The following is a 23,900-nucleotide window of genomic DNA, read 5'->3' as shown; positions in this document are numbered from 1 at the left end:
AGATGTGTATAAGAGACAGGTCCGGACGACCGCTCCCGCGTCGTTCTCGAGCAGGTAGTCGTAGAGCGCGGCGAAGAAGAGGTTCTCGTCGAGGTAGCCCCGTTCGGGGGTGACGATAGCGATGCGGTCGGCGTCCCCGTCGTTGGCGACCCCGAGATCGGGACCGGCGCCGTCGTCGGTGACCAGGTCGATCAGCGTCTCCAGGTTCTCCGGAGCCGGTTCGGGCGCGCCGCCGCCGAACTCGGGGTCGCGCTCGCAGCGCAGGCACTCGAGCGAGGCGCCGGCCCGCTCGAGGAGGGCGTCGGTCGTCCCGCGGCCGCTGCCGTGCATGGCGTCGTAGGCGACGGTCTGCCCTGAGAGGTCGGTACTGCCCGTGATCGAGTCGACGAGCTCGAGGGCGGCGTCGGCGTGAGGTGTGATGAGATCGACCTCCTCGACGGTTCCGTGCTCGGCCTCCGGGAGCGGCTCGGGTTCGGCGAGTCGCTCCGCGATGGCGTCGGTCACCTCGGGGAGCGCCGGCGCGCCGTCTTCGGGAATAAACTTCACGCCGTTGTACTCCGGCGGGTTGTGCGAGGCGGTGATGGCGAACCCGCCGATCAGATCGCGCTCGACGATGGCGTGGGCGACCAGCGGCGTCGGCCGGTCGCGCTCGGGCATCACGACATCGAACCCGTTGACGCACAGCACGCGCGCCAGCTCTTCGGCGAATCCGCGGGAGCTCTCGCGGGCGTCGTAGCCGACCGCGACCGTCCCCTCGAGCCCCTCATCGGTCAGATACGTTGCGACCGCCTGTCCGACCATCCGGACCCGCGGCGTCGTGAACTCGTCGAGCGTCGCCCGCCAGCCGTCGGTGCCGAAGCTGATCGACTCCATATGCGTGCGTCTACGTCGGCAGCGAAAAAAGCGACGCCATTCCGCGGACGTGGTCGGGTGCGGGCGGCCGGACCCGGTGCAGTCGGACCGACTCGCAACTGGTGGGTTCCGGCACTGCTGTTTTCCCGCCGCCGATCGTAGGGCCGGTATGAGTCAGACGCCCTCCGTCGTCGCCGTCAGCGGCAGTCTCCGGGACGAGAGCTACACTCGAACCGCGCTGAAGTACGCGTTACGGGCCGCCGCCGACGCGGGCGCCGAGACGACGCTGCTCGACCTCCGGGAGCTGGACCTGCCCGTGTACGACCCCGACCGCGACCTCGAGGACCAAGGCGACGCCGCGGCCGCGACGCGACTCGTCCGCGAGGCCGACGCCGTCGCGCTCGGAACGCCGGTCTACCACGGCTCCTACTCGGGAGCGCTGAAGAACTTCCACGACTACTGCGGGTTCGACGAGTACGAGGAGACGACCGTCGGCCTGCTGGCGACCGCCGGCGGCGGCAGCTACGGCTCGACGCTCGATCACCTCCGCATTACGGTTCGGGGCGTCCACGGCTGGGTCCTCCCTCACCAGGTCGGCCTCCGCGACGCTTCGGGGAAGTTCGAGGCCGATCCCGAGGCCATCGACGGCCGTCGGTTCCGCGATCCCAGTCTGCAGGATCGGGTGGAAAAACTCGGTCGAAACCTCGTCGAGTACGCCTTCATCGACCCCAGCGTCACGTCGGCACAGTCGGCGGCGGGCGACGACTGAAGACGCTCCCTCGAGGGTCGACGCGACGTCCGTTAGACGTCGACGGCGTCGAGTCGCTGTTCGAACAGCCGCTCGCCGGTCTCGTCGCAAGTCACGGCGAAGACCTCGTGGGAGGTACAACAGGACTCGACCGTCTCCTCGCTCATGCTGATCTCGCCGCCGGTCGGGCACGTCTCGAGGAACATCCGGAGCCCGTTGAGGATCTGGCCCTTCAGCTCGGGGTCGTGGGCGTCCCAGTCGTTGGTCCACTCGGCGAGCGCGCGGCTGGCGCCGACGTCGGCGAGCAGCGCGGCCCGGGACGGCCAGCGGCCGGCGATCCCCCGCTCGGATCGCAGGACGCGGACGTCCTCGCGGACGTCGAGTTCGAACTCGTCGGAGTCGGCGTCGAACCCGAACGCGTCGACGGCGGCCGCGACCTCGAGGCCCGACTCCTCGACGGTCTCGATCGCCTCGAGCCAGGCGGACTCGAACGCGTCGGTGAGACAGAGGTCGTCCGCCTCGGCGCAGGGCTCGAGGACCTCGTGCTCGAGGAAGTACGTCTCGAGGTCGGCGACGGGCTCGTCGGCGGGGTCGGCCGCGTCCGATTCGGCGGGCGATTCGTCGGCGGCCGCGCTCGACTCGACGGACTGGTCGTCGTCGGTGGTGCTGGCGTCTGCGGCGGTCTCCGCGACGTCCGTGTCGTCCTCGCCGGAGCGGGCGTCCGAGTCGGACGACCGCGAGTCGGATCGCTCGGTCGCGGTCCCCGCGGTACCGTCGACGGCGCCGAGCCCGCTGGCGATCTCCGGTTCGGGCTCCTTGCCGAACCAGCGGAGCACTTCTGGCGGGAGGTACCGCTTGGTCAGCGTCGGCGTTCCGGGGACGAGATACCCCCGAAGGTAGATGAGCGCGATCGATACTCCGACCGCGAGCGCGCCGCCGAGTCTGGATTTGCGCGCGATCAGCGACCCGGCCACGGCGGCGATAGCCAGGTTCAGTATCGTACACGGCTCGCACCGGTTCTCGCCGGTGTACTCCGGCTGTTTGAGATCGTCGACGATTTCGAGATCCATTTCGTTCTCACAACGGGGTGCCGATAGTATCTATTTTTCGGGACGTCTCGTGAGAATACTAACGCGGACACGTCCGGACCCACTTTCCCCTCAGGCAGCTGGTCTACGACTCTCTGTCTCTCGGGGGTGGACGGAATCAGCCTCTCATTCGAGGCCGACGAGACGTTCCTTCTCCCGGCGGGAGAGCTGTTTGATCTCGTACTCCCGAGACATCGCGGCCGACCTGGACTCGTAGCGCTCGTGGTAACGCAGTTCGACGGGCGCGCGGCCGCGCGTGTACTTTGCGCCCTCGCCGGCGTCGTGTTCGGCGACCCGCCGTTCTAAGTCCGTCGTGTAACCGGTGTAGAGCGAGCCGTCGGCGCACTCGAGGACGTAGACGACGTGGTCGGCCTCGGTCATGAGCGATCGATCGAAACGGAACGTAAAAAGCGTCACGCTGCAGGGGGCGCGTGGTCGTCGATCGCGATGCTCCGCGGGATCAGGCGCCGCGGGCGCGCTCTCTGGCGGCTTGTTCGATCCCGGCGTTGGCCGAACAGCTCACGCAGGCGCGGATCTCGCCGTTTTCGTCGGCGAACACGCGTGCGAACCGTTCGGAGACGTGTGCGCCGCAATGGTCACAGGTTGGCATTGGATACTGGTCACACCGGCCAGAGCCGGTATGCAAAGCTACCCAGTGCATAGGTAAATATCCTTCTCCAAACACCGTTTGGCCTTCCGGTCTCGAGAGATATTTTTGCAGGTTAGTTAGATCGACCGTCGTCGCGGGCGCCGTCAATCGCGCGAGCGATCAGCGTCGCCTGGGCGCCGGCGACGAAACCCGCGTCGATGTTGACGACCGAGAGGACGGTACACGACTGGAGCAGTCCCGCGAGTGCGGCCTCGCCGTCGCCCCCGTGGCCGTAGCCGCTCGAGACGGGGACGGCGATCACCGGCGTATCGACGAGGCCGGCGATCACTGTCGGAAGCGCCCCTTCCCGGCCGGCGGCGACGATCAGGACGTCCGCCTCGCGGAGCCGATCGACCTGATCGAGCGTCCGGTTCAGCGCCGCGACGCCGATGTCGTCGATCCGGTCGATCGTCGCTCCCGCGTCGGCACAGACGACCTCCGCCTCGTCGGCGACGGGGCCGTCGACGGTCCCCGCCGTCACGATGCCGACCGTCGCCTCGAGCGACGGCGGCTCGTAGTCGGCCGCCAGCGCCCGAACCGTCGACCCTCGGCGCTCGAGGGTCGCGTCGGGGAACGTCTCCTCGAGACTCGCCTCGAGGGCCTCGACCTGACGGTCGTCGGCGCGAGTCACGAGCGCTCGTCCGGTCGTCTCGAGGGCGGTTTCCGCGAGCGCGACGACCTGCGGTGCCGACTTCCCCTCGGCGAGGACGGCCTCCGGAATGCCCCGTCGCTGCTTTCGTGCCGCGTCGAACCGGCCGGCCTCGCCGGTGACGTATCCTCTGAGTTGTGCTTCTGCCGCCGACGGCGAAAGCGAGCCGTCAGCGACGGCCTCGAGCAGTTCGCGCATACGCTCAGTCGTGGGCGAACGTACTCTAATGCGTCGACCCGTTCGAACGCGTTTTGGTCCCACGTGTCAGACGAAAGCGCGCGCGAGCGGACTCACAGCGCGCGCGAGACGTATTTGCCGCCTCGACGAGGGTCGAATCGCGGCCGGTGACTCATCAGACATATATTTTCCGGTGATGTCGGGTGTCGAAACAGGCGAAGCAACCGCTGCAACCCCCGTATTCCGGATTTCAACCAGAGCATTTATATTGGGTAAAGCGGAACCGGTAAATCGTATGGCAGACCTTATCGTCAAAGCCGCCGTGAAGGAAGCGCTCGATGACAAGAACGTCGCCTCGGACTTCTACGAAGCACTCGACGAGGAAGTCGACGAGCTTCTCGAGGACGCTGCGCGACGAGCCGAAGCGAACGACCGGAAGACGGTCCAGCCCCGCGACCTGTAAGGTTCGCTATAGAATCGTTTTTTATCGCCGACAGATTTCGAGTAGCGACGGCACCCGATCCGCGAGCGGCGAGCCGTTGCCGACTCGAGTTTTTTGACGCTGGCGCTGGTAGCGGTCGATCGAGGATGCTTCGGAAACTGTTGATCGGCTTCGGCTGTTTCGAGATCGTCAGACCGGAACCGGTCATGGACATGTGCGAGCGGATCGGCCTGGAAAACCCCGACGAGGCGGAGCTACGGCCGCAGGCACTGTGGGGTGCGCGCCTCGAGGGGCTCCTGTTCGTCTGGTTGCTGGTCCGCGGTCGGGAGGGAACGACGGCCGGCAGCGCACTGCTGGGGCTGGCCGGCGCCGTCTTGGTACTGCTCCCGCAGCCGGTTATCGAACTCAGTCAGCGCGTCGTCTACGAGAACACGGACGACCTCGAGTTGAAGCCGTGGATCGAGCCGGCTGCGCGGGCCCTCGGCGCGCTCTACCTGCTCGTCGTCGTCCTGTCGATGCGCAGCGACGAGGCGACCGAAAGCGACGAGGTACTGCCCGAGATCGAATCGAAGTCGACGGCGTAACGACCGCCGATACTCCCTGATTCGGTCCGCAGCGGACCGCCCGCGAACCGTTTTGTGACCGGCGCGCGAACGAATTCGTATGCGACGATCCCTCGCCTTCGGGCTCGGACTGTTCATGGCTCTCGCTCCGGAACGGATCGTCGAGCCCGCCGAACGGCTCGCCTTCGAGAACCCCCACGTCGGCCGGCTGCGACCGTGGACGCTCCCGATCGGCCGACTCGAGGGTCTGCTGGTCGTCTGGCTGGTCGGCCGCCGATCCGACGGGACGACCGTTCTCGAACCGCTCGTCGCCGGGCTGGGCGTCGTCCTCGCGCTGGCACCGCGAACGGCGCTTCGACTCGGACTCCGAACTGCCTACGAGAATCCGACGGAACTCGAGGTGAAACCGTGGGTGGTGCCGGCGACGCGACTCGTTGGAGCCTGTTATCTGGTCGCCGGGCTGTTCGCGGGTCGCGGAGCCGCGCCGGAAGACGACGGCCGCGAGCGAGCCGCTATCGGCGAGTCGCCGAGCGCCGATCAGTAGTCGCGAACCTCGACGCCGTCGTCCGTCCCGACGTAGGTCGCGTCGGCCAGCCCGACGAACAGCCCGTGTTCGACGACGCCGGGAAGCCGCGAGAGGCGGGTCGCCAGAGCCTCGGGGTCGTCGATCGAGCCGAACGCGCAGTCGAGGACGAGATTCCCGTTGTCGGTCACGACCGGGCCGTCCTTGCCCTCGGCCTCTCGGAGCGTCGGCTCGCCGCCGACATCGCGAACGCGGTCGGCGACGACCGTGTGGGCGTCGGGGATGACTTCGATCGGGACCGATCGCTCGAGCGTCGGCGCGAGTTTCGAGGGGTCGGCGACGACGACGAACCGGTCGGCGGTCGCGTCGACCAGTTTCTCGCGCGTGTGCGCGGCGCCGCCGCCCTTGATCAGCGCGCCGTAGCCGTCGGTCGCAGGGTCGTCGGCCACCTGATCGGCGCCGTCGATCGCGAGGTCGATCCCCTCGACCGCGTCCAGCGTCGTCAGCGGAATTCCGACCTCGAGGGCCAGTCGGCGCGACTGGAAGGAGGTCGGAATTCCCCGGATCTCGAGGCCGTCGTCGACGGCCCGGCCGAGCGCTTCGATCGCGTACGCGGTCGTCGAACCGGTGCCGAGCCCGACGACGAACCCGTCCGCGACCTCGTCGGCGGCGCGTTCGCCGGCCCGTCGCTTCGCCGCGTCGGAACCGCCTGCCGTCTTCATGGCTACTACGGCGCGGGGGGACGGCAAAAACGTTGTACTCTCGAGTCGACCCGACGTCTCAGAGATCGGTGCGACCGAACCGCCAGACGCCGAGTCCGAGCGGGACGAGCGCCCAGAGCGCCAGCAAGACGAAGCCGAACCACGGCTCAGCGATCATCGGGAGGTCCTCAATACCGTACGCGCTCGCCATCGTAAGGGCGGATTCGTCGAAGACGGCACCCAGCGCGGAGCCGTAGGCGGCGTCCGGCGAGATCGAGGCCAGTCCGACGTACCAGCCCGGGTACTGTTCGGGAATGAGCGTGCCCTCGACGTAGTACAATAGGGCCTGTAGCAGGAACGACCAGACGATCCAGAAGAATATGATCAGTCCGAACGCGCCGACCGCCGCGCGAGTCGTCGAGCGCGTCAGCGAGGAGATGCCGATCCCCAGACAGACGTAGACGAGGCCGAACACCACCGTTATCAGCGTAAACAGGAGGTAGTCGACAATCGAAACGGAGCCGACGAAGGCGACGAGACCGCCCAGCCCGACGGCGAACCCGATCAGAATCGACGCGGCCACGACGGCCGAGCGGCCGAGCACCTTCCCGAACACGACGTCGTTGCGCGTGTGCGGCAGGCCGAGCAGGAACTTCAGGCTCCCGCTCTCGCGCTCGCCGCAGATCGCCTTGTAGCTGACCATCAGCGCGATGATCGGAACGAGATAGCTCGCGGGCGTCTGGAGGGCGAAGACGAGATCGAGCGTTCCCTGTGCACCCTCCTCGCTGATTTCCGCGAAAAACTCTCCGAGCTGTGCGGCGAGATAGGCCCCGCCGAACGTAAACAGCGCGAAGACCGCCGTCATCGCCATCAGCTTGCGCGATCGGACGGCGTCCTCGAACTCCTTTTTCGCGACGGTGACCGCGCTCATTGTCGCACCCCCTGGGCGTCGCCCTCGGTGTACGCCATAAACAGCTCCTCGAGCGACGATTCGTCGGTCGCGAAGTCGTCGACGGTGACGCCGTACTCCTCGATCGCCCGGAGGACGGCCGACTTCGCCCGGTCCTCGCAGGTCACGACGAGCGTCGTGCCGTCGGCCGAGACCTCGGAGACGCCGTCGACCGACTGAACCGCCTCGAGGGCGCCGGCCGAGTCGTCGGGGACCCGATCGAGTTCGACGCGAAGCCGGGTCCGTTCGGGCATCGAGTCCCGGAGCCCCTCGATGGTGTCCTCGGCGACGAGGTGCCCGTCTCGAAGGATGCCGACGCGGTCACAGATCGCCTCGACCTGCCCGAGGATGTGCGACGAGAAGAAGACGGTCGCGCCCCGGCGGTTCTCCTCGCGGATGATCTCGCGCATCTCGCGGGCGGCGTTGGGGTCGAGTCCCGTCGAGGGTTCGTCCAGAATGAGGAGGTCGGGCTCGCCGACCAGCGCCGTCGCGAGCATGAGCCGCTGGGCCATCCCCTTCGAGTAGCCGCCGGCCTTCCGGTCGGCCGCGTCGGCGATGCCGACCCGCTCGAGGAGTTCGTCGGGGTCGTCGTCGGCCCCTTTCGATTCGATGGCGAACTCGACGTGTTTGCGGCCGGTCAAGCGGTCGTAGGTCTCGACGCCTTCCGGGAGGATGCCGGTCCGGTTGCGGATCTCGAGGGTCTCCGCTCGAGCGTCGAGGCCGAAGACGCGCACCTCGCCCGTCGTGGGGCGGATGAAGTCCAAGATCAGGTTGATCGTCGTCGACTTCCCCGCGCCGTTGGGCCCGAGGAAGCCGTAGATCTCGCCGGACTGGACCGTGAGATCCAGCCCGTCAAGAGCCGTTTCCGACCCGTATCGCTTCGTTACATTAGAGAGCTTAATTATTGCCACGGGATTAATTTATTAATTTTCACCCAATGCATATAAACTTTTGTTTGTGTAACAAGTTCGCTATCACAGAGGACCCGATAAAACGGACAAGTTCTTTTGTACCATCATTTTCGTCAGAATTAGACATGGGCGCCCCACAAACTCTATATTCTATGTATATCTTTGATCTATTTAGTTATTAACATACGAAAGAAATATATCTTTGGTCTATGAAATTACAGTTAGAGCGAATATGAATACGATATCCCCGCGAACAACCGATCGATACGATTGCGCCCGCCAGCAGCGTCACAACGCTCGAGCGAATTTCGGAGCGGAGGTGGTGGCATGATCGAACTCGCGCTCGTGCCCTTACAGGCCGGCGGAGAGATGCCGGGCATGGAGTACGTGCTCATCGGAAGGATCATCGCACTACTCATCGGACTCGGGGTCGGTTACTGGGTTTACAAGGACGCCTCGAATCGCGGAAACAACGAATTGCTCTGGGCGATCGGTGTCGGGGCGTTACTGGCTCTGCTCTTTCCGATCGGGGTCATCGCCCTCATCGCATACATCATCATTCGTGGCGACGTGATCGAGGAGGAGTCGAGGACGGCCGAGACGACAGGCGACGATTGGGGATCGGCAGACGAGACGACAGGCGACGACTGGTAGCAACGGACGGATCGGGACGCTGATCGTAACCCCATCCATATTACACGAATAACGCACCACCATGAACGCCGCCGACCGACGCGACCTCCTCGAGCGCGCCAATCGCCAGAGCGCGACGATCGGGCAGGAACTCCCCGAGACGATTACGGTCGGCGACGACGACCTTCCCCTCGAGGAGTTCCTCATCGAGACTCGGAAGGTCGAGGGGATCCCCGACGACGCGAAGCCGCTGGTCCGGGAGACCGAGCGGGAGCTGGCAGCCGAGCGGAAACGCCTCGTCGAGCGCCTCGAGTCGGCCCCCATCGATCGCGAGGAAGGCGAGGAGCTCGTCGAGACGATCGTCGGGATCGACCGCGCGCGAAACGCCCTCAAGAGCCTCCAACGCGAGCGGTTCGGCGCCGAGGCCCGCTCGGCGGCGCTGGACGATCACGAGCGCTGGCTCGAGTTCGTGGACGCGATCCGCCGCTAGTACTAGCTTTTTCGGTCGGGCCGTGGTCGACCGCCTATGGCGACATCGGGAACCGGGGGCGCCGCCGGCGCTGACGCCACCGACGCCGGCACGGCGGTGGCCCTCGAGGACGTCCGCAAGACCTACCAGCTCGGTGAACCGGTCCACGCGTTAGACGGCGTCTCCCTCGAGGTTCCGCGCGGATCCTACACCGCGATCATGGGGCCGAGCGGCTCGGGGAAGTCGACGCTGATGAACCTCGTGGGCTGTCTGGACACGCCGACGGCCGGCACCGTCGTCGTCGACGGCGAGGACGTGGCAGCGCTGACCGACCGCGAACGGACGACCCTCCGGGGGACGACGGTCGGCTTCGTCTTCCAGACGTTCAACCTCATGCCCCGGCTGACCGCCACGGAGAACGTCGCGCTCCCGCAGCTGTTCCAGAACGTCGATCGCGACCAGCGCCGCGAACGGGCCCGCGACCTCCTCGAGCGGGTCGGCCTCGCGGATCGGACCGATCACCTCCCGAACGAACTCTCCGGCGGGCAGCGCCAGCGGGTCGCGCTCGCGCGGGCGCTGGTCAACGATCCGGCCATCGTGCTGGCCGACGAACCCTCGGGCAATCTGGACACCGATACGGAGGCCGATATCCTCGATCTCTTCGGAGAGTTCCACGACGCCGGGACGACGATGGTCGTCGTCACCCACGAACGCCACGTCGCCGAACGCGCAGAGCGAATCGTCCACCTGCTCGACGGGAAGATCGAACGGATCGAGGTCCTCGACGAGAGCGAGGGCCAGCAGGCGGACGATCCCTCGAGTCGGGACCGAACCGACTCCGGAGCGGACGACTGATGCGGGCGATCGAGAGTCTGCGCCTGGCGTGGCGGTCGATCCGCGGCCACAAACTGCGGTCGTCGCTGACGACGCTGGGCATCGTGATCGGCATCGCGGCGGTGATCGCCTTCGTCACGCTCGGCGCGAGCTTACAGGAGGGGGTGCTCGGGGACGTCAGCCCCGACGACCGTCGCAACGTCTACGGCTGGGCCGCCGAGCCCGAGACCGAGGGCGGCCCGCTCGCGGGCGCCCAACCCGTCTTCAGCGAGGACGACCTCGACGAAATCGAACAGCGAGAGGGGGTCGATGCGGCCTACGGCTACATGCCGTTATCCACGCAGGCCATCGCCTACGAGGGCGAGATATCGCCGCAGAGCGACGCTCTCGTGGCCGCCGGCCCGTCGTATATCCGGGAGAACAGGCTCGCGGAGGGCCGGCAGTTCGAACAGGGCGAGCGCGAGGCCGTCATCAACCCGGCCGTCGCCGGCCAGTTCGAGGAGGACGTCTCGGTCGGCGACGAGTTGACCGTCGCCCTGCAGGGCGGCCAGCGGACGACCGTCACCGTCGTCGGCATCACCGAGAGCTCCGAGGGACTGAGCCCGTTCGAAGGGTTCGAGCCGTCGCCGCGGGTCTACGTCCCGACCGATCCCTTCTACACGGAGGACGCCGCCGCGTCGTTCTCGGGCGGCGACTCCGGCGGGGCGAACAACGGCAGCGACGGGAACGGAACCGAGATCGACGGGAACTCGAGCGACGCGAACGACGCGAACGACGCGCTGTTCCTCGCGATCGTCGTCGAGGCGGAGTCGACCGACGACGCGGCGATCGAGCGGGCGAAAGAGAGCGCGCGGAGCTACCTCGAGAGCGAGGAGTCAGACGCCAGCGCGTTACTCGACGACGGCCTCGAGGTGCGACTGCAGACGAGCGCGGAGTTACTTCAGCAACTCGAGGACGTGTTGAACCTGCTCCAGAACTTCATCGTCGGCATCGCGGCGATCTCGCTGGTCGTGGGCTCGGTCGGCATCGCGAACATCATGCTGGTCTCGGTGACCGAACGGACCCGCGAGATCGGGATCATGAAAGCCGTCGGGGCCCAGAACCGGGAGATCCTGGGGCTGTTTCTGGCCGAAGCGGTGATTCTGGGCGTCATCGGCGCGATCCTCGGCACGCTGTTGGGCCTCGTCGCGGGCTACCTGGGCGCGTGGTACATCGACCTGCCGCTGGTCTACCCCCTCGAGTACGTCGCGCTGGCGATCGTCGTCGGCGTGCTCGTCGGGGTCCTCGCGGGCCTGTACCCGGCCTGGCGGGCGGCGCGGACGGATCCGATCGACGCGCTCCGCTACGAGTGACCGGTCGGGAACGGGACAGAGTGACGCCGCCAGGCCCTCGCGGCGACAACCGGAGCGGGACTCGGCACCCTTGTCGACTGTACCGCGTTCTCGAGTCCGCTCCGTCAGAACCGCTCGGATTCGGTATCTCGGTCACCGTCGGACGACGCACTCGAGTCGGAGTCGAGGTCGGAGTCAGTTTCCGGGCTCGTCTCCGTCCCCGCCTCCGACACGGACTCGCGCGTTCCGAACCGTCCGCGTTCGCGGTCGCGTTCGTGATCGCGCCGGTCACGATCGCGATCCACCCTCACGTCCGATCGAGTGCCTCGCGAGCCGGTTGCGCCGAGCGAGCGGGATCGCTCCGAACGGTCCGAGGAGAGGCCGATCGTTTCCTGGGTCCTGCGCCGCTGATCGGGATACTCGCGGGCGAGCAGCGCGCCGAGGTAGCCGCCGAGCAGCGACAGGCCGACGGTGTAGAGGAACAGGACCAGTCCGAACCCGACGATCGCCAGCGCCGCGATCGCGAAGCCCTCGATCGGCGCCGCGACGATCCCCATTCCGAACCCGAGGACTCCGAGTCCGAGCATCGCGAAGCCGGCGACCGGGAGGAACGCGATCGCCCCCGCGAGCGCGCCGGCGACCGCTCCCTGTCTGGCGTTCGATCCCTCGAGAAAACCCGCGGTAACGCCGCCGATAACGGGCGAGAGCGGGATGAACGAAAGCACGACGCCGACGATGGCGCCGACGATCGCGTTGGCGAGCGTTCGGCCGGAAGTCATAGGGAACGGACGACGACCAGCGTAAAAAGATGGGGAGGTCGTCCGAAGTTACCACGTTCGGACGCGACTATACGGGACAATTTCGACAACGGTGACCCGGAAAAGCGGCCCGGTGGGAAATGATAGAGCGCCGATCGACGGACTCGGAACGCAGGACGAGCGACCTACCTACGAGTTGGAAAGCTAAATAAAAGAAGTTCGTTCGCCCAATTCGATCCCTACGTCGAAATATTAATTCTGTAGCGATCTGCAAAAAGTATATAATATAGTGGAGATGAATATTAGGTTGAGGTACGAAACCGGCTGGCGGAACGTCGCCCTCCGAGCGTAGTATCGCCTCTCGAAACCGACCGAAGCGCGATCGTCGACCGCCCAACGGCTGAGAGACGGACGGCGGCAGACTATCCACCGAACAATATGACAGACGCATCCACGTTCGAACGATTGAATCAACAACTGAAAGAGAACCACATATTCCACGCGATTGCCGCGGTAGTCGTCCTCTTCGCAGTAAGTATCGCGTACGACCTGTATACGGGGTCAGAGCCCGCCTTTCTCGAAGCGATCGGTACTAGTATTGTGTTAGGCGCAATTTATTACGGAGGACTGAAGTACAACGATTCGGCGAACGAGTCCGACTGAGATGATACGACGGCTTCGGACGCTCGTCCACGGACTACGGATCGGCCGGACCGAAGTGCGTCGAGACTGGCGGGCGTTCAAGCGGGATCGGATTCGACTCGCGTTGCTCGCGGGAGCCGGGCTCTTCGGGACGCTATATCTCGGGCTGATGACGCTGGTCGTCCAGAGCCGAACGGCCGAACTCGCGGCTCGAGCCGAGCCGTCACTGCCGCCGATCGTCGGACTGCTCGTGACGCTGCTCTGGCTGTCGAGTACCGCGCTATTCGGGCAGCGAGCGGCGATACGAACCGTAGATATCGACAACCCGGCGCTGTTACTGACGAGCGTGCGACCGTCAGCGGTGACGATCGGCGTCCTCGTCGCGGAGGAACTCCGCGCGCTGGCGTTCGCCGCCCTCCCCGTCGGGATCCTCGGTGTCGGATTCATCACCGGTGCCGACACGGCCGTTCCGATTGCGACGATTCCGGTCGCCACCGTCCTGTTTCTGACGAGCAGCGTCTGCTGTGGCTACGCGGTCGGCACCGTGGTCGCCGTCTTGAGTCGCCGCATCCGCTGGAAGACGGCGCACGTGGCCGGCGGACTCGGCCTTCTCGGAGCGGTCGCCGCCGCCGGTGTAATGGCAAAACTGAGCACAACCCTGGAGTTCGCCGCGAGACTGCCGACGAGTTGGTACGCCGATCTCTTCGTCGTCGGGACGCCGATCGCGGCGTCCCCGTATCGGGTCGTCGGAGCAGTGCTCGGAACGCTCGTGGTCGCCCTCGCAGGCGGATCGGTGACCGAGCGGTTCGCGATTCAGCTCTGGACCGACGGCGAGGGGACGGACGGTGATGTTCGCCGGTCGCCGGCCACGAGCGAGCAATCGCGTCCGTTCGCCCGACTGCGAGGACGGATCGACCGACCGACGCGGTACGTCGCGTGGCGATCGGTACAACGAGCGAAACGCGACCTGACGCGCGTCTCGCATCTCGGCGTCCCGCTGCTCGTCGGCGTGTGGCTGGTGGTCGATCTGGTACGGACGTCGGCCGGACGCTCGCTGCTGCCGATTGCCGTCGGTCTCCTCGGCTCGTGGTTCGTCGGCGGCTGCCTGACGCTAAACCCGCTCGGCGACGACGGGGCGGCGCTACCGGCGACGGTGGCGTCGCCGGTCGACGGACACCAGTTCGTGGGTGGCACGGCGCTAATGAGCGCGATCGTCGGCGTCCCGCTGCTCGTCGCGACCGTCGGCGCGGTCAGCGCCGCGACATACGCGCTGCCGATCGCAGTCGGACTGGCGCTCTGGGCCGGCGTCCACGGTTCGGCTGCGATCGGGGTCGCGCTCGCCCTCGGTATGCGGTTTCCCCGATTCGGCGCGATACGAGTCAGCCGTCGGCGGAACGTGGTTCCACCGAGTCTGTCGGCGATTGCGATCTACTCGATGGTCGTGCTGTCGCTCGGGACGCTCGGGAGCGGCGCCGTCGTCGGTTCACGGCTACTGTTAGGCGACAGTGCGGTAGCGACCATCGGTTGGGCCGCGTCCGTACTGGTCTGGCTCGCTCTAGAGGGCGGCGTCGGCTACGGCTGTTATCGGGCGGCGGTGCGACGGTTCAACCGGTACACGCTCGAGTGAGCGGCGATTACAGTCCTCGACGAAGCGTACCGAGCATGTCGAAATAGAACGACAGAATGAAGCAGACAAACATCACGATCATCGTGCCGAGATACGGTATGAGTCCGATCGTATCGAGCATCCAGTCGGGGTCGAGAAATCCGGTCGCGAGCACTAGCATACAGAGGACGGCGACACCGGTAACGAGGATCGCAACCGGAAGCGACGTTCGACGATTCATATTTGAATTTCCGTTTCTATGGGTGATTAATTTAATGGCTTCAGTTCGGTTGCACTGATCTCGTGACGGCGATCGGAACGAGAACGATCGTTGGTCACGTACCAATATTTTTTGCATAATTATATCTCGGGAAAGAACTATAACATCTGATAGTGTATTAAAACTATGCGAACGAGTTAGATCGTGACAGTCACCAGAACCGGACTGGCGTGGATAATAGAGAATCGGTGACGGAGCGAATACGAGGACCGTAATCGTCGCGCATGAAATCCGAAAACGAACACAAACACGGACTCGAGAACGATGGGTACAGCGACGTTCAATTCCTGGCTGGAACGCGGGACCGACTTCGAATCCTCCAGGTGCTCTCGGAATCACCGCACAAACAGTCCAAGTTAGAAAAGAAGGTAAATGTCCATCGAACGACGCTCAGACGCAATCTCCGTGAGTTACAGGAACGGGACTGGGTCACAGAACGAAGCGGAAAAGTATACGAGATTACGCCGGTAGGCAGGTTCGTTCTGTCGAGTTTCACCGACCTGTTACAGGACGTCGAATCCGCAGCGAAAATCGGATCGTTTCTCTCGAAAGTTCCGCGAAAATTTTCGGTCGACGTAGACGCTCTGTCATCGGGCGAAATCGCGGTAAACGGATTCGATGTGCCGTTCGAAGCCGTCAACGAGTTTACTGCGTTCATCGAAAACGCCGATCGACTGCGGCTGTGCGCTCCGGCGATCAACCCGAAATACGCGTCCGTACTCGCGCAACGAGCGTCGATAACGGATAGCGAAATCGTCGGTCCTGTAGAATGTTTCGAAACGATAGGGCAGGCAGAACCGGCCGAGTTCGACGTGTTACAGCGGTCGGAGACGGTACAGATGATCGTTATTGACGAGTATCCGTCGTACGGAATTTGTTTCAGCGAAAACAGATACATGATTATCGCGTACAACGACGGAAGCGGGATCCACGGGGTCGTGCGATTCGACGATCCGGTACCCGGTGTCGAACGGTGGATGAAAGAAAAGTACGCGTCGTTCAAGCGAGCGGAAAACAGGATCAAAACGTACTGATTCTCGACGTCCACATCCGATCGACAGACAAGTATCTGATCGTCGACGAACGAGGTTCTCGAGAGAGGTGCGGTACGACTGTACCGCGGTCGCTATTCTCCGACGAAACCTACAGTGCCGGACCACCCGCTGCACGACGAGGATCGACTGCACGGACAGCGAACGACGCTTTGTGAGCAGAAGTTACTATCAATATTCCATCCATTCTACCGTGTACTGTAGCGATGAAAGAAGATAATAACGAACTAGAGGAAGGCAGTGGAATTAACCGTCGAAACGTTCTCAAAACCGTCGGTGCCGCCGGGTTATTCGCTGCCGGGTCGACGGGAATGGCTGCCGCAGCAGGTGACCTCTCGCAGGCTGAGGAAGCGAAACTGCTCACCGGCGCTGAGAAACGAGATCTCGCTCGCAAGCTCGCAGCGACGCCCGCGTTCCGCGAACTCGCACAGCGCGCTCGAGCCGACAGCGCACAGGTCCGTACCGACGCCGATGGCGTCGTCGCCGGCTACGCCCGGGGCGAGGACTTCGCTCGAGAAGTCGTCCAGTACGATCTCGAGAACCCGGCGGACGCCGACGAGGGCAGCATCGTCGTGGGTCGCAATCCCGATACCGGTGAGATCGAAGTCGCCAGTCTCGATTACTACTACGAAACCGACGACGGTGTCCTCAACGAAGTTCACCGGTTCGAGCCCACGGGCGGAGGGGAATCCAACGGGCCACAGCCTGCGGCCACGTCCGGCGGAGCGACGGTCATTTCCGTCGATACGGACGCGATCCGAGAAGCGCGCAATAGTGAACTCGATCCGGATCAGATCAGCCCCTCAGGCACTGCTGTCACTCCAGCAGATATCGAAGTCACGGGCTGTAGCGCCTGTCAGTACGCCGCAGGTCAAATTTGTACCATCGGGTGTAGTGCCGCCGGCGGATTCATCTGCGGGTTCCTCGGTATCACGATTCCTGTTGCGGGACTTAGCTGTCTGGGCTTCGTCGAAATCGTCTGTACCGTCGCCGACGAATACAGCGGCTGCGGTGACGCGGTCGCTGAAGAGGCCTGTGATCGAGCGGGACTCTGTTAGACGGTTCGCGACAGTGAGAACGAGTCCGGAACCGAAGCGAGCGAAATCACCGCTCCCTTCCGGGGCGGACGACGCGACGTCGACGGCCGTCCGGTAGCGAGACGGACCGGGCCAGTCGGTTCGATCAGTCGTCGGCGGTCCGCGTCTTCGATTCGTCGAAGTTGGTCTCTGTGTCCGTCTCGGAAGCCGTCGGTGACGATTCCTCGAGGTCCGACTCGACGAGTTCAGCGAACGTCGCGTCGCCGTTGACCTCGTCGGCCAGCAGGTCGACGGCCTCGACGAAGACGGCGACGATCAGCGGCCCGACGACGACGCCGATGGCGCCCAGCGTGAACAGCCCGCCGGTGAAGCCGACGAAGTAGAGGCTCCCGGGGAGGCCGGCGGAACGGCGGGCCAGTCGCGGTCGGACGACGATGTCGGGAAGCCAGGCGACGAGGGCCATTCCGAGGACGCCGACGAGGAGACCGGCGACGGGTTCGCCAACGGCGACGTGGTAGAGCGCGATCGGCGCGATCAGCAGACTGGGACCGATCATCGGGATGAACTGCAGTATCGCCGCGAAGAAGGCGATCGTGAACGCCGCGTCGTAGCCGAGCAGCCAGAACAGCGGGTAGGCGATGACGAGCGTCGCCACCGAAGTCGCGAACTGCAGGACGTAGATCGCGTACAGCGTCTCGCGGGCCCGCATCGCGAGCGCGTAGACGACGTCGCGGTAGCCGTAGGGAACCGGCGCGATGGCCGCGCGACCGGCGGCGTCGGCCTCGAGCAACAGCGCGAACAGCAGGATGACGAACAGCGCGAACTTGATCCCCAGCACGGGCAGCGCCGCGGCGAAGGAGACGGCCGCGTCGCTCAAAAAGTCGAGCGCGAGCGAACTGACGTCGGCGACGTCGACGGTGTAGGTGTAGCCCGCGACCGCGACGGGCAACTCGTCGGGAATCTCTTCAAGGACGGTCTGGATCTGGTCGAAGCGGACGTAGAGCGCGACGACCAGCGGCGCGAAGACGGCGACGGTTCCGAGGAAGCCGAGCAGGGTCGCCGCGACGGCCGACAACCGCTCCGAGAGGCCGCGCCGGTGGAGCCAGCCCTGGACGGGCAACAGGACGTAGGCGACCGTCAGCGCAAACATGATCGTCCCGAGGACGTCGAGCAGAATCGCACCGGTAACGAGGCCGAGTAGCGCGACGATACCCGCGAGCACGTATCGTCGGTCGTCGTCCGCAGTCGCGTTCGCTGTCACAGCCGTGACTCTCACCGGTGTGACAAAATCTTTCGGATTAGCGTAACGTCGAGAACGGACGGGGCCGCGACCGGTGCGCGCCGGCAGCGGTCGCCCTCGAGCGATCGTCACCGACGCAATTCGCCGAACGTCTTCGCACCGTTCTTTCCGAGTGAGAATAGGCGGCGTCACTGAAGTACGAGAGCCGCGGACACCGTACTACCGAGTCGCTCGGAGCGATCGACGGAACGGCGACGATCGCAATCGTTTCGGAGACGCCGAGTGCTTGCACGTAGCTATGGACGAATACACGCTCCTCATCGCGGCCGCGAACACGGCGACGTTCGTCACCGGCGGCGCCGTCGCCGCGCTGGCCTACCGTGCCTTTCGACGAACGGGGTCGGCGGCGCTGCGAGCGGTCGCTATCGGCTTTAGCGTCATCGTCGCCGGCTCGATCGGCGGCGCGCTCGCTCACGTCGGCGCCGACGACGTCGCGCTCGGCGTCGCGATCCAAAGCAGCTGCATCGCCGCGGGCTTCACGATTCTCCTGTACTCGCTGTACGCCGAGACGACGACGACAACGACGACGATCACGCTGGATCGGTCCGGATCCGGTTCCGGCTCCGAGTCCGATCTCGAGTTCGACTCCAACACGTCCGACCCCCGTTCGGACTCCGAGTCGGAGTGAGGGTCCGCGAGTCGAGTGTCGGTCCGGCTACCCTATTGCTCGAGTCGCCCTCGGAATCGCTCGAGGCCGACGTCGAGCATGTCCGGGCTGACGGGCTGGAACTCGCCGTCGTCGGGCAGGTACGGACGGACGGAGTCCCAGCTGTCGCGAGCGTAGCGCTCGTCTAAGAGCACGCGGACGCCGACGTCCTCGGGGCTCCGAATGACGCGGCCGATCGCCTGTCGGGCCTTCCGGACCGCGGGAATCGTCAGCGCGTAGGTGAAGCCGTCGCCGAACTCGTCGTCGTAGGCCCGGCGGACGGCCTTCGTGCGCGGACTCGAGGTGTTGACGATGGGGACGCCACAGACCACCGCGGCCGCGAGGCGGTCGCCGCTGTAGTCGACGCCCTCGGTCAGGGTCCCGCGGAGGCTGGTCACGAGGACCTTCCCCTCGCCGTCGAAGAACTCGCGTTTGAGCGCCTGGGTCGTCTCGTCGTCGCTGGCGGCGTCTAACAGGACGGGTTTCTCGAGTCGCTCCTCTAAGACGCCGGCGAGCCAGTCGGCCTCCGCGTAACTCGGCATCCCGACGAGGACGTTGCCCGGCAGTCGGCCGACCTTCGTGACGGCGTCGACGTACTGCCGACGTGTCGGATTCTCTTCTCCGGGTCGACCGCGGTTGTCGTAGGTGTATTTCGGTGCTGCAACGGCGAAGCTCTCGCGGTTCTCCTCGGGGAAGTGCAGGCCGTAGCGGCGTTCGACGACCGGCCGCTCTTCCTCGCGCTCGAGGTAGTCCAGTCCGGTCACCTCGGTGAAGGCGTCCATGGGCTCCAAAGTCGCGCTCATGAGGATGCCGCCGCCGAACATCCCGAGACGTTCGCCGATGGCGTCGCTGGGGACGCAGTTGTGCAAGGCGAGGCGAGCGTTGTACGCGCGGCGCCACGAGTCGGCGGGTTCGGTGTCGTCCCAGGTGCGCTCGAGTTCGATCTCGCGGAAGTAGTCGGTGTGGTCCCGGCGGTACCACTCGCCCAAGACGCGGCCGACGGCGGGTGCGGCGCGGGTGCGGTCCTCGTCCTCGGCTTCGTTCAGAATGCGCTCGACGACGGCGCCGACGGCCTCGGCGCGGACCCAGTCGGCGTCGCCGTACCCCGCCTCGCGGGCCCACGCCGTGAGTTCGTCCTCGGCAGGTTCCGCGGGGTCACGAAGCGGAATCTCGTCGTCCGAGAGATCGGTCAGGTTCGACTGCCACCCCCTGTGTTTCCGGTCGAGGTGCGCCGTGACCCGGCGGTCGAGTTCGCTCCGGAGGTCGCGGACGAACTCGAGGGTCTGCTCGAGTTCGTCGTAGGAGACGTCGCTGTCGTTGAGTTCCGCGCGGACGAGGTCGGCGTCGGCCGTCTTGGAGCCGCCCTCGGCGCGCCGTCCCTCGCGCTCGAACTTGATCGGTTGGATGACTCGCGAGAGTTCGGTCTCGGCGTCCCGCAGGGTCCGATCGGCGACNGCTTCGTCGCAGACGACGAACGTCGAGTCGTCGAGGAGGGCGCCAGTGAAGGAGCCGGTCGTCCGGGGATCGAACGCGTGGTAGTAGTTCCCGATGACGACCTCGACGTGGCCGAGCACGGCACCCATCACCGAGTGCGGGCAGGTTCCGTGGGCGACCGAGCGGGCGACGAGGTCCTCGGGAGTGATCATCCCCGCCTCGGTGAAGTCGTAGGGGACCGCTTCGACTGCATCCCCGTCGCTGCCCTCCTCCGGCAGGTCCTCGAGATACTGGGCGTAGAACGGACAGTACTCCGTCGAGACGTCGACGGGGCCGCCGCCGCTGTACTCCGGGAGGTCGGGCGCGTAGGGCGCGGTCTCGCCGGCGGTCTGGAGGAGCGTCGGGCCGCCACCCTGCCTGCCGCTGTCGGCCAGTCCCATCTGCTGGCTGCGCGCCTGTGCGGTCAGGCTCCCGGCGGTCGTGTCGCCGCCCTCGCCGGTCAGATCGCGGGTGCGATCCCGCAGGGTCTCACAGCGGTCGTAGACGTTGCCGTCGTCGATCCCGCCCGCGCCGGCGCGGTTGTACGGGCAGACGTCGGCCTTTCCGACGAGGGTGAGCCCCGAAACGGGGTTCCAGTCGTCAGGGAGGTTCTCGTTGATCGTCTCGAGGTCTTCCTCGAACTGGTGGAGTTGCTGTTTGACGCTCGTGAGTACGAAGACGCGCTCGTAGTCGGTGTCGGGATCGCGCACGAGGTCGATCCCCGCGGTCAGCGCGATCATCGTCTTTCCGGTGCCACAGGCGCCCTCGACGACGGAGTAGCCGCCGTCTCGAGCAACGTCGATCGCGGTCTCGATGCCGTCGACCTGCTCGTCGTAGGGGCGTTCGTGGCCGAAGATCGAGCGCCAGTCGGTCATTCTTCGCCTACTCGGTGACGGTGGTGCATATCCCTGACGGAGTACGGTTGCCGCGGCTTCCGCCGTAAACGTCGGGTCGACCGACGGGTGTGAGAACGCCAGCGCTCACGCCTCGCCGCTCGACGACTCGAGCGTCCCCGGGTCGCCGCCGTGATCGCCGTCTCCGGCGTCTGGGCCCGCAGCGTCGTCGCCGGCGACGGCCCAGTTGGCAGTGAGTTCCGGCGCCCCGCGGAGCGCGATGAGGACCGCGGCGATCCCGAACGCGAGCGCGCCCATCAGGCCGACGGGGTTGACGACGAGTTCCGAGCCTCCCTGCGCGAAGACGACCAGCGTGGTCGCGAAGGCGTTGAACGTTCCGTGGAAGATCGCCGGCGCCAGCACCGACCGCGCGGAGAGGGTAACGTAGGTGTAGACCGGCGACATCGCGAGACAGGCGACGGTCATGGCGCCGACCCCGAGGACGGGTTCGGTCGGGAAGTTGTACCCCTCGAGGACGATCGGCGCGTGCCACAGCCCCCAGACCAATCCGGTGACGGCCGACGCACCCCAGAAGCCGAGGGACGAGAGCGAGGTGAGAAACGCGCCGCGCCAGCCGAACTCCTCGCCGAAGGCGAAGATCACGTTGAGCGTCGCGCCGACCCCAATCGCGACGGCGATCGTCGCGAGCAGGTTGAGCGGCCAGCCGGGAAGCGACGGCCCGACGGGTTCGCCGCCCTGGGTCTGTGCGAAATCCGTCCCCTCGCCGGTCAGCGGGTTCGCGTCGGGAACGAACTCGACGCCCGGCAGGGCGAGCGAGATGGCGGTCCCGAGCAACACGAGCGCGATGGGGACGACCGCGGCGACCGCGAGCCAGCGGAGCCGTCCCCAGCCGACGCGGAGCCCGGCCCGTTCGAACGACGGCGGGCCGACGAGACAGGTCGCGATCCCCGCGAGCATCGGCGTGAACATGTACAGCGGCGCGAGCACGACCATGCCGACGCCGGTCAATCGCGAGAGCGCGACGACGCCGGCCGAGAGCGCCGCGAGCGAGCCGAGGAAGACGACGGGCGGACGGCGGTCCGTCATCGCCGTCGGCCCGCCTTCGCGCTCGTCCTCGGTTTCGATTCCGTTCCCGTTTCCGCTCGAGACCGTCGAACCCGCCGCGACCGTCGAAACCGTCGCGGCCGGCGCGAACGCCGTGACATACTGGGTCGTTCGCCGGAATTTCGATAAGCGTTACGTCGACGCCGGGTCGCCGGACGCTGCCGGCGTGCCCCTTTAATCCGCTCGGCTCCTACGCACGGGTAGACAATGAAGGTCCCCAATTCCCTCAAAAACGTCGAGCGAGACGATGCGGTCATCCGCACGTTCGAGTACGACGACGGCAGCGTTATCGCCGTCGACTTCGGGAACGCCGCCGCGGACCTCGAGATGGACGTTCTCGGCTCGACCGCGATCATCGTCGCCGACGGCGACCAGTTCGAGTTCGAACTCCCGCCGGAGGCCAGCGACGTCTCCGCGAAGAACGGCGTCCTGACGATCACAGAGTAACGCGGCCACGGCCGATCGAGCCGAGAGTGGCAACTGAACGGGCCGTGGCGGCAAAAGCGCAGGGTCGAGAGACGGGTTGACAGTCACGGTCATGGAGGCGTGTCGAGACGACTGCGACGGGAAACGCGTCTGGCCATCGTATTCATCTCGGTATGAGAAGTAATTTATCGGTTATCCAACTACCGATGACCGATGTCGGACTCGAGTCGATCGCTGGGGCGCGACCGGCGGACGACGAACGCGCTCCTCACGCTGCTCCTCGTCACGCTCGCTGCGGGGTCTCTCTACGTCGGTGAGGGTACCGGCGGTGTAACCCGTTCCGTCGCCGGACTGATTCTCACGACGGTGCTCTGGGTGCCGATTTTAGCCGGCATCGCGCTGGTCCTCAGTCGAGGGTGAGCGTCAGCGACAACCTCGAGGAGAACATCGGCGACAAACGCAACCCACTCCAGTCTCGACGCCTAACTGACGGTATGAGCACGCTCGACGACGTCGATCAGTGGCGCGAGGAGCTCGAGTCGAAACGCGACGAGAAAGACGAGTTCTTCGCGGACCACCCGCAGTCGCCGATCCCGCCCGAAGAGCGCGACTCGTTCGACGGCCTGGACTACTTCGATCCCGATCCGGACTACCGCGTGGCCGCGACCGCGACGGTCCACGACGACCCTGAGGTCGTCCTGATGGACACGACCGCGGGCCGAGAGATGCGGTATCTACGAGTCGCGACGCTCGAGTTTGCCTTGGAGCGAGCGGACGAGGAACTCGAGGACGGTACGTTCGAACTCAACGCCTACCAGCTGGAGAGCCCCAACGAGGAGCCGCTGTTCGTCCCCTTCCGGGACAAGACCACGGGCCAGCAGAGCTACGAGGGCGGCCGGTACATGGAGCTGTCGGCCGACCGCGACCTCGCGGACGGCGACGAGATCGTCGTCGACTTCAACCTCGCGTACACCCCGTTTTGCGCCTACAGCGACACCTTCGACTGTCCGCTGCCGCCCGAGGAGAACTGGCTCGAGGTGGCGATTCCGGCCGGCGAGCGGTTCGAGTAACGACGCGGTGTAGGTCGATGGCGTCTCCGTCGACGCCGTGTGACCTCGTTTTCCACGGACAGTTTCGAGTCGAGTTACAGTCCGAAAACCGGGGGACAGCGACGCATCTCGAGTCGAAGCGAAGGGGTTGTCA

At 65.6% G+C, this 23,900-nt stretch carries 26 protein-coding genes and 1 pseudogene; 15 read left to right on the top strand and 12 right to left on the bottom strand.

Going from position 1 to position 23,900, the window contains the following annotated elements; all coding sequences use genetic code 11:
• A pseudogene (locus tag C477_RS04695) lies at nt 1–873 on the bottom strand (phosphoglucomutase/phosphomannomutase family protein); the annotation flags it as partial.
• 148 nt (nt 874–1,021) lie between these two features.
• Between C477_RS04695 and C477_RS04690 the strand changes: the two are divergent.
• Entirely contained in the window at nt 1,022–1,621 is a 600-nt protein-coding gene (locus C477_RS04690; RefSeq protein WP_008893298.1) for an NADPH-dependent FMN reductase, read from the top strand.
• Between the two features lie 32 nt (nt 1,622–1,653).
• Here the strand turns inward: C477_RS04690 and C477_RS04685 are convergent, their stop codons facing one another.
• The 4 genes from C477_RS04685 to larB all read right to left on the bottom strand — a co-directional run bounded on the left by C477_RS04685 (nt 1,654) and on the right by larB (nt 4,184).
• Nucleotides 1,654–2,670: a hypothetical protein gene (locus C477_RS04685; RefSeq protein ID WP_008893297.1), complete on the bottom strand. Its 1,017-nt coding sequence runs from the start codon at nt 2,668–2,670 to the stop codon at nt 1,654–1,656.
• 144 nt (nt 2,671–2,814) lie between these two features.
• Complete coding sequence (locus tag C477_RS04680) at nt 2,815–3,069, bottom strand: GIY-YIG nuclease family protein (protein ID WP_008893296.1); 255 nt, start codon at nt 3,067–3,069, stop codon at nt 2,815–2,817.
• Nucleotides 3,070–3,148: 79 nt separating this feature from the next.
• Nucleotides 3,149–3,298 carry a DUF7563 family protein gene (locus C477_RS23975; protein ID WP_008893295.1) on the bottom strand — a complete coding sequence of 50 codons (150 nt, stop codon included), beginning with the start codon at nt 3,296–3,298 and terminating at the stop codon, nt 3,149–3,151.
• Nucleotides 3,299–3,410: 112 nt separating this feature from the next.
• The gene (gene larB, locus C477_RS04675; RefSeq protein ID WP_008893294.1) at nt 3,411–4,184 is read right to left on the bottom strand and encodes a nickel pincer cofactor biosynthesis protein LarB; all 774 of its coding nucleotides are present in this window, start codon (nt 4,182–4,184) and stop codon (nt 3,411–3,413) included.
• 274 nt (nt 4,185–4,458) lie between these two features.
• Between larB and C477_RS04670 the strand changes: the two genes are divergently transcribed.
• The 3 genes from C477_RS04670 (at nt 4,459) to C477_RS04660 (ending at nt 5,712) form a co-directional block, all read left to right on the top strand.
• A complete protein-coding gene (locus C477_RS04670) occupies nt 4,459–4,626 on the top strand; it encodes a DUF1931 family protein (protein WP_005578700.1) in 168 nt (55 codons plus the stop codon).
• A 125-nt stretch (nt 4,627–4,751) separates the two neighbouring features.
• On the top strand, nt 4,752–5,189 hold the full coding sequence (locus tag C477_RS04665; RefSeq protein WP_008893293.1) for a hypothetical protein: 438 nt from the start codon (nt 4,752–4,754) through the stop codon (nt 5,187–5,189).
• A 79-nt stretch (nt 5,190–5,268) separates the two neighbouring features.
• On the top strand, nt 5,269–5,712 hold the full coding sequence (locus tag C477_RS04660) for a hypothetical protein (protein WP_008893292.1): 444 nt from the start codon (nt 5,269–5,271) through the stop codon (nt 5,710–5,712).
• Here the strand turns inward: C477_RS04660 and rpiA are convergent.
• The 3 genes from rpiA to C477_RS04645 are packed head-to-tail and all read right to left on the bottom strand — an operon-like array spanning nt 5,706 to nt 8,252.
• On the bottom strand, nt 5,706–6,413 hold the full coding sequence (gene rpiA / locus C477_RS04655) for a ribose-5-phosphate isomerase RpiA (protein WP_008893291.1): 708 nt from the start codon (nt 6,411–6,413) through the stop codon (nt 5,706–5,708). The two genes, C477_RS04660 and rpiA, sit on opposite strands and share 7 nt — an antisense overlap.
• 58 nt (nt 6,414–6,471) lie before the next feature.
• Nucleotides 6,472–7,323, bottom strand: a complete 852-nt coding sequence (locus C477_RS04650; protein ID WP_008893290.1) for an ABC transporter permease — start codon at nt 7,321–7,323, stop codon at nt 6,472–6,474.
• Nucleotides 7,320–8,252 (bottom strand): ABC transporter ATP-binding protein, encoded by a 933-nt coding sequence (locus C477_RS04645; protein ID WP_008893289.1) that lies wholly within the window; start codon nt 8,250–8,252, stop codon nt 7,320–7,322. Before C477_RS04645 ends, C477_RS04650 begins: the two co-directional genes overlap by 4 nt.
• 327 nt (nt 8,253–8,579) lie before the next feature.
• Here C477_RS04645 and C477_RS04640 point away from each other — a divergent pair, with 327 nt between their 5' ends.
• The 4 genes from C477_RS04640 to C477_RS04625 all read left to right on the top strand — a co-directional run bounded on the left by C477_RS04640 (nt 8,580) and on the right by C477_RS04625 (nt 11,540).
• Nucleotides 8,580–8,906: a hypothetical protein gene (locus C477_RS04640; RefSeq protein WP_008893288.1), complete on the top strand. Its 327-nt coding sequence runs from the start codon at nt 8,580–8,582 to the stop codon at nt 8,904–8,906.
• 61 nt (nt 8,907–8,967) lie between these two features.
• Complete coding sequence (locus C477_RS04635) at nt 8,968–9,375, top strand: DUF5788 family protein (protein WP_008893287.1); 408 nt, start codon at nt 8,968–8,970, stop codon at nt 9,373–9,375.
• A 36-nt stretch (nt 9,376–9,411) separates the two neighbouring features.
• On the top strand, nt 9,412–10,209 hold the full coding sequence (locus tag C477_RS04630; RefSeq protein WP_008893286.1) for an ABC transporter ATP-binding protein: 798 nt from the start codon (nt 9,412–9,414) through the stop codon (nt 10,207–10,209).
• Nucleotides 10,209–11,540 (top strand): ABC transporter permease, encoded by a 1,332-nt coding sequence (locus tag C477_RS04625; protein WP_008893285.1) that lies wholly within the window; start codon nt 10,209–10,211, stop codon nt 11,538–11,540. Before C477_RS04630 ends, C477_RS04625 begins: the two co-directional genes overlap by 1 nt.
• A gap of 104 nt (nt 11,541–11,644) precedes the next feature.
• Here C477_RS04625 and C477_RS04620 read toward each other — a convergent pair whose 3' ends face one another.
• Nucleotides 11,645–12,298, bottom strand: coding sequence for a DUF5518 domain-containing protein (locus tag C477_RS04620; protein WP_008893284.1), 654 nt, complete (start codon nt 12,296–12,298; stop codon nt 11,645–11,647).
• 643 nt (nt 12,299–12,941) lie between these two features.
• Here C477_RS04620 and C477_RS04610 point away from each other — a divergent pair.
• From C477_RS04610 to C477_RS24460, 3 genes are all read left to right on the top strand, one after another.
• Entirely contained in the window at nt 12,942–14,546 is a 1,605-nt protein-coding gene (locus tag C477_RS04610; RefSeq protein ID WP_008893282.1) for a hypothetical protein, read from the top strand.
• 483 nt (nt 14,547–15,029) lie between these two features.
• Complete coding sequence (locus tag C477_RS04600) at nt 15,030–15,839, top strand: helix-turn-helix transcriptional regulator (RefSeq protein WP_008893280.1); 810 nt, start codon at nt 15,030–15,032, stop codon at nt 15,837–15,839.
• A gap of 329 nt (nt 15,840–16,168) precedes the next feature.
• The gene (locus tag C477_RS24460; protein WP_008893279.1) at nt 16,169–16,915 is read left to right on the top strand and encodes a halocin C8-like domain-containing protein; all 747 of its coding nucleotides are present in this window, start codon (nt 16,169–16,171) and stop codon (nt 16,913–16,915) included.
• 124 nt (nt 16,916–17,039) lie between these two features.
• Here C477_RS24460 and C477_RS04590 read toward each other — a convergent pair whose 3' ends face one another.
• The gene (locus tag C477_RS04590; RefSeq protein WP_008893278.1) at nt 17,040–18,155 is read right to left on the bottom strand and encodes an AI-2E family transporter; all 1,116 of its coding nucleotides are present in this window, start codon (nt 18,153–18,155) and stop codon (nt 17,040–17,042) included.
• A gap of 277 nt (nt 18,156–18,432) precedes the next feature.
• On the opposite strand from C477_RS04590, the gene C477_RS04585 reads away from it, so the two are divergent.
• Nucleotides 18,433–18,822 (top strand): DUF7521 family protein, encoded by a 390-nt coding sequence (locus tag C477_RS04585; protein WP_008893277.1) that lies wholly within the window; start codon nt 18,433–18,435, stop codon nt 18,820–18,822.
• A gap of 32 nt (nt 18,823–18,854) precedes the next feature.
• Here C477_RS04585 and C477_RS04580 read toward each other — a convergent pair whose 3' ends face one another.
• Together C477_RS04580 and C477_RS04575 are read right to left on the bottom strand one after the other, a co-directional pair.
• Nucleotides 18,855–21,188 (bottom strand): ATP-dependent DNA helicase, encoded by a 2,334-nt coding sequence (locus C477_RS04580; RefSeq protein ID WP_008893276.1) that lies wholly within the window; start codon nt 21,186–21,188, stop codon nt 18,855–18,857.
• A 105-nt stretch (nt 21,189–21,293) separates the two neighbouring features.
• Entirely contained in the window at nt 21,294–22,253 is a 960-nt protein-coding gene (locus C477_RS04575) for a CPBP family intramembrane glutamic endopeptidase (RefSeq protein WP_008893275.1), read from the bottom strand.
• Between the two features lie 225 nt (nt 22,254–22,478).
• Between C477_RS04575 and C477_RS04565 the strand changes: the two genes are divergently transcribed.
• The 3 genes from C477_RS04565 (at nt 22,479) to C477_RS04555 (ending at nt 23,767) form a co-directional block, all read left to right on the top strand.
• Nucleotides 22,479–22,718, top strand: a complete 240-nt coding sequence (locus tag C477_RS04565; protein WP_008893273.1) for a DUF7127 family protein — start codon at nt 22,479–22,481, stop codon at nt 22,716–22,718.
• A 192-nt stretch (nt 22,719–22,910) separates the two neighbouring features.
• Nucleotides 22,911–23,117: a hypothetical protein gene (locus tag C477_RS04560; protein ID WP_008893272.1), complete on the top strand. Its 207-nt coding sequence runs from the start codon at nt 22,911–22,913 to the stop codon at nt 23,115–23,117.
• A gap of 74 nt (nt 23,118–23,191) precedes the next feature.
• On the top strand, nt 23,192–23,767 hold the full coding sequence (locus tag C477_RS04555; protein WP_049914273.1) for a DUF1684 domain-containing protein: 576 nt from the start codon (nt 23,192–23,194) through the stop codon (nt 23,765–23,767).
• The last annotated feature ends 133 nt before the right edge of the window (nt 23,768–23,900 follow it).

Origin of the sequence: Haloterrigena salina JCM 13891, assembly GCF_000337495.1 — an archaeon.
GTDB lineage: Archaea > Halobacteriota > Halobacteria > Halobacteriales > Natrialbaceae > Haloterrigena > Haloterrigena salina.
Note: the sequence above shows the minus strand (reverse complement) of the source record. Positions and strands in the feature narration are given on the sequence as shown.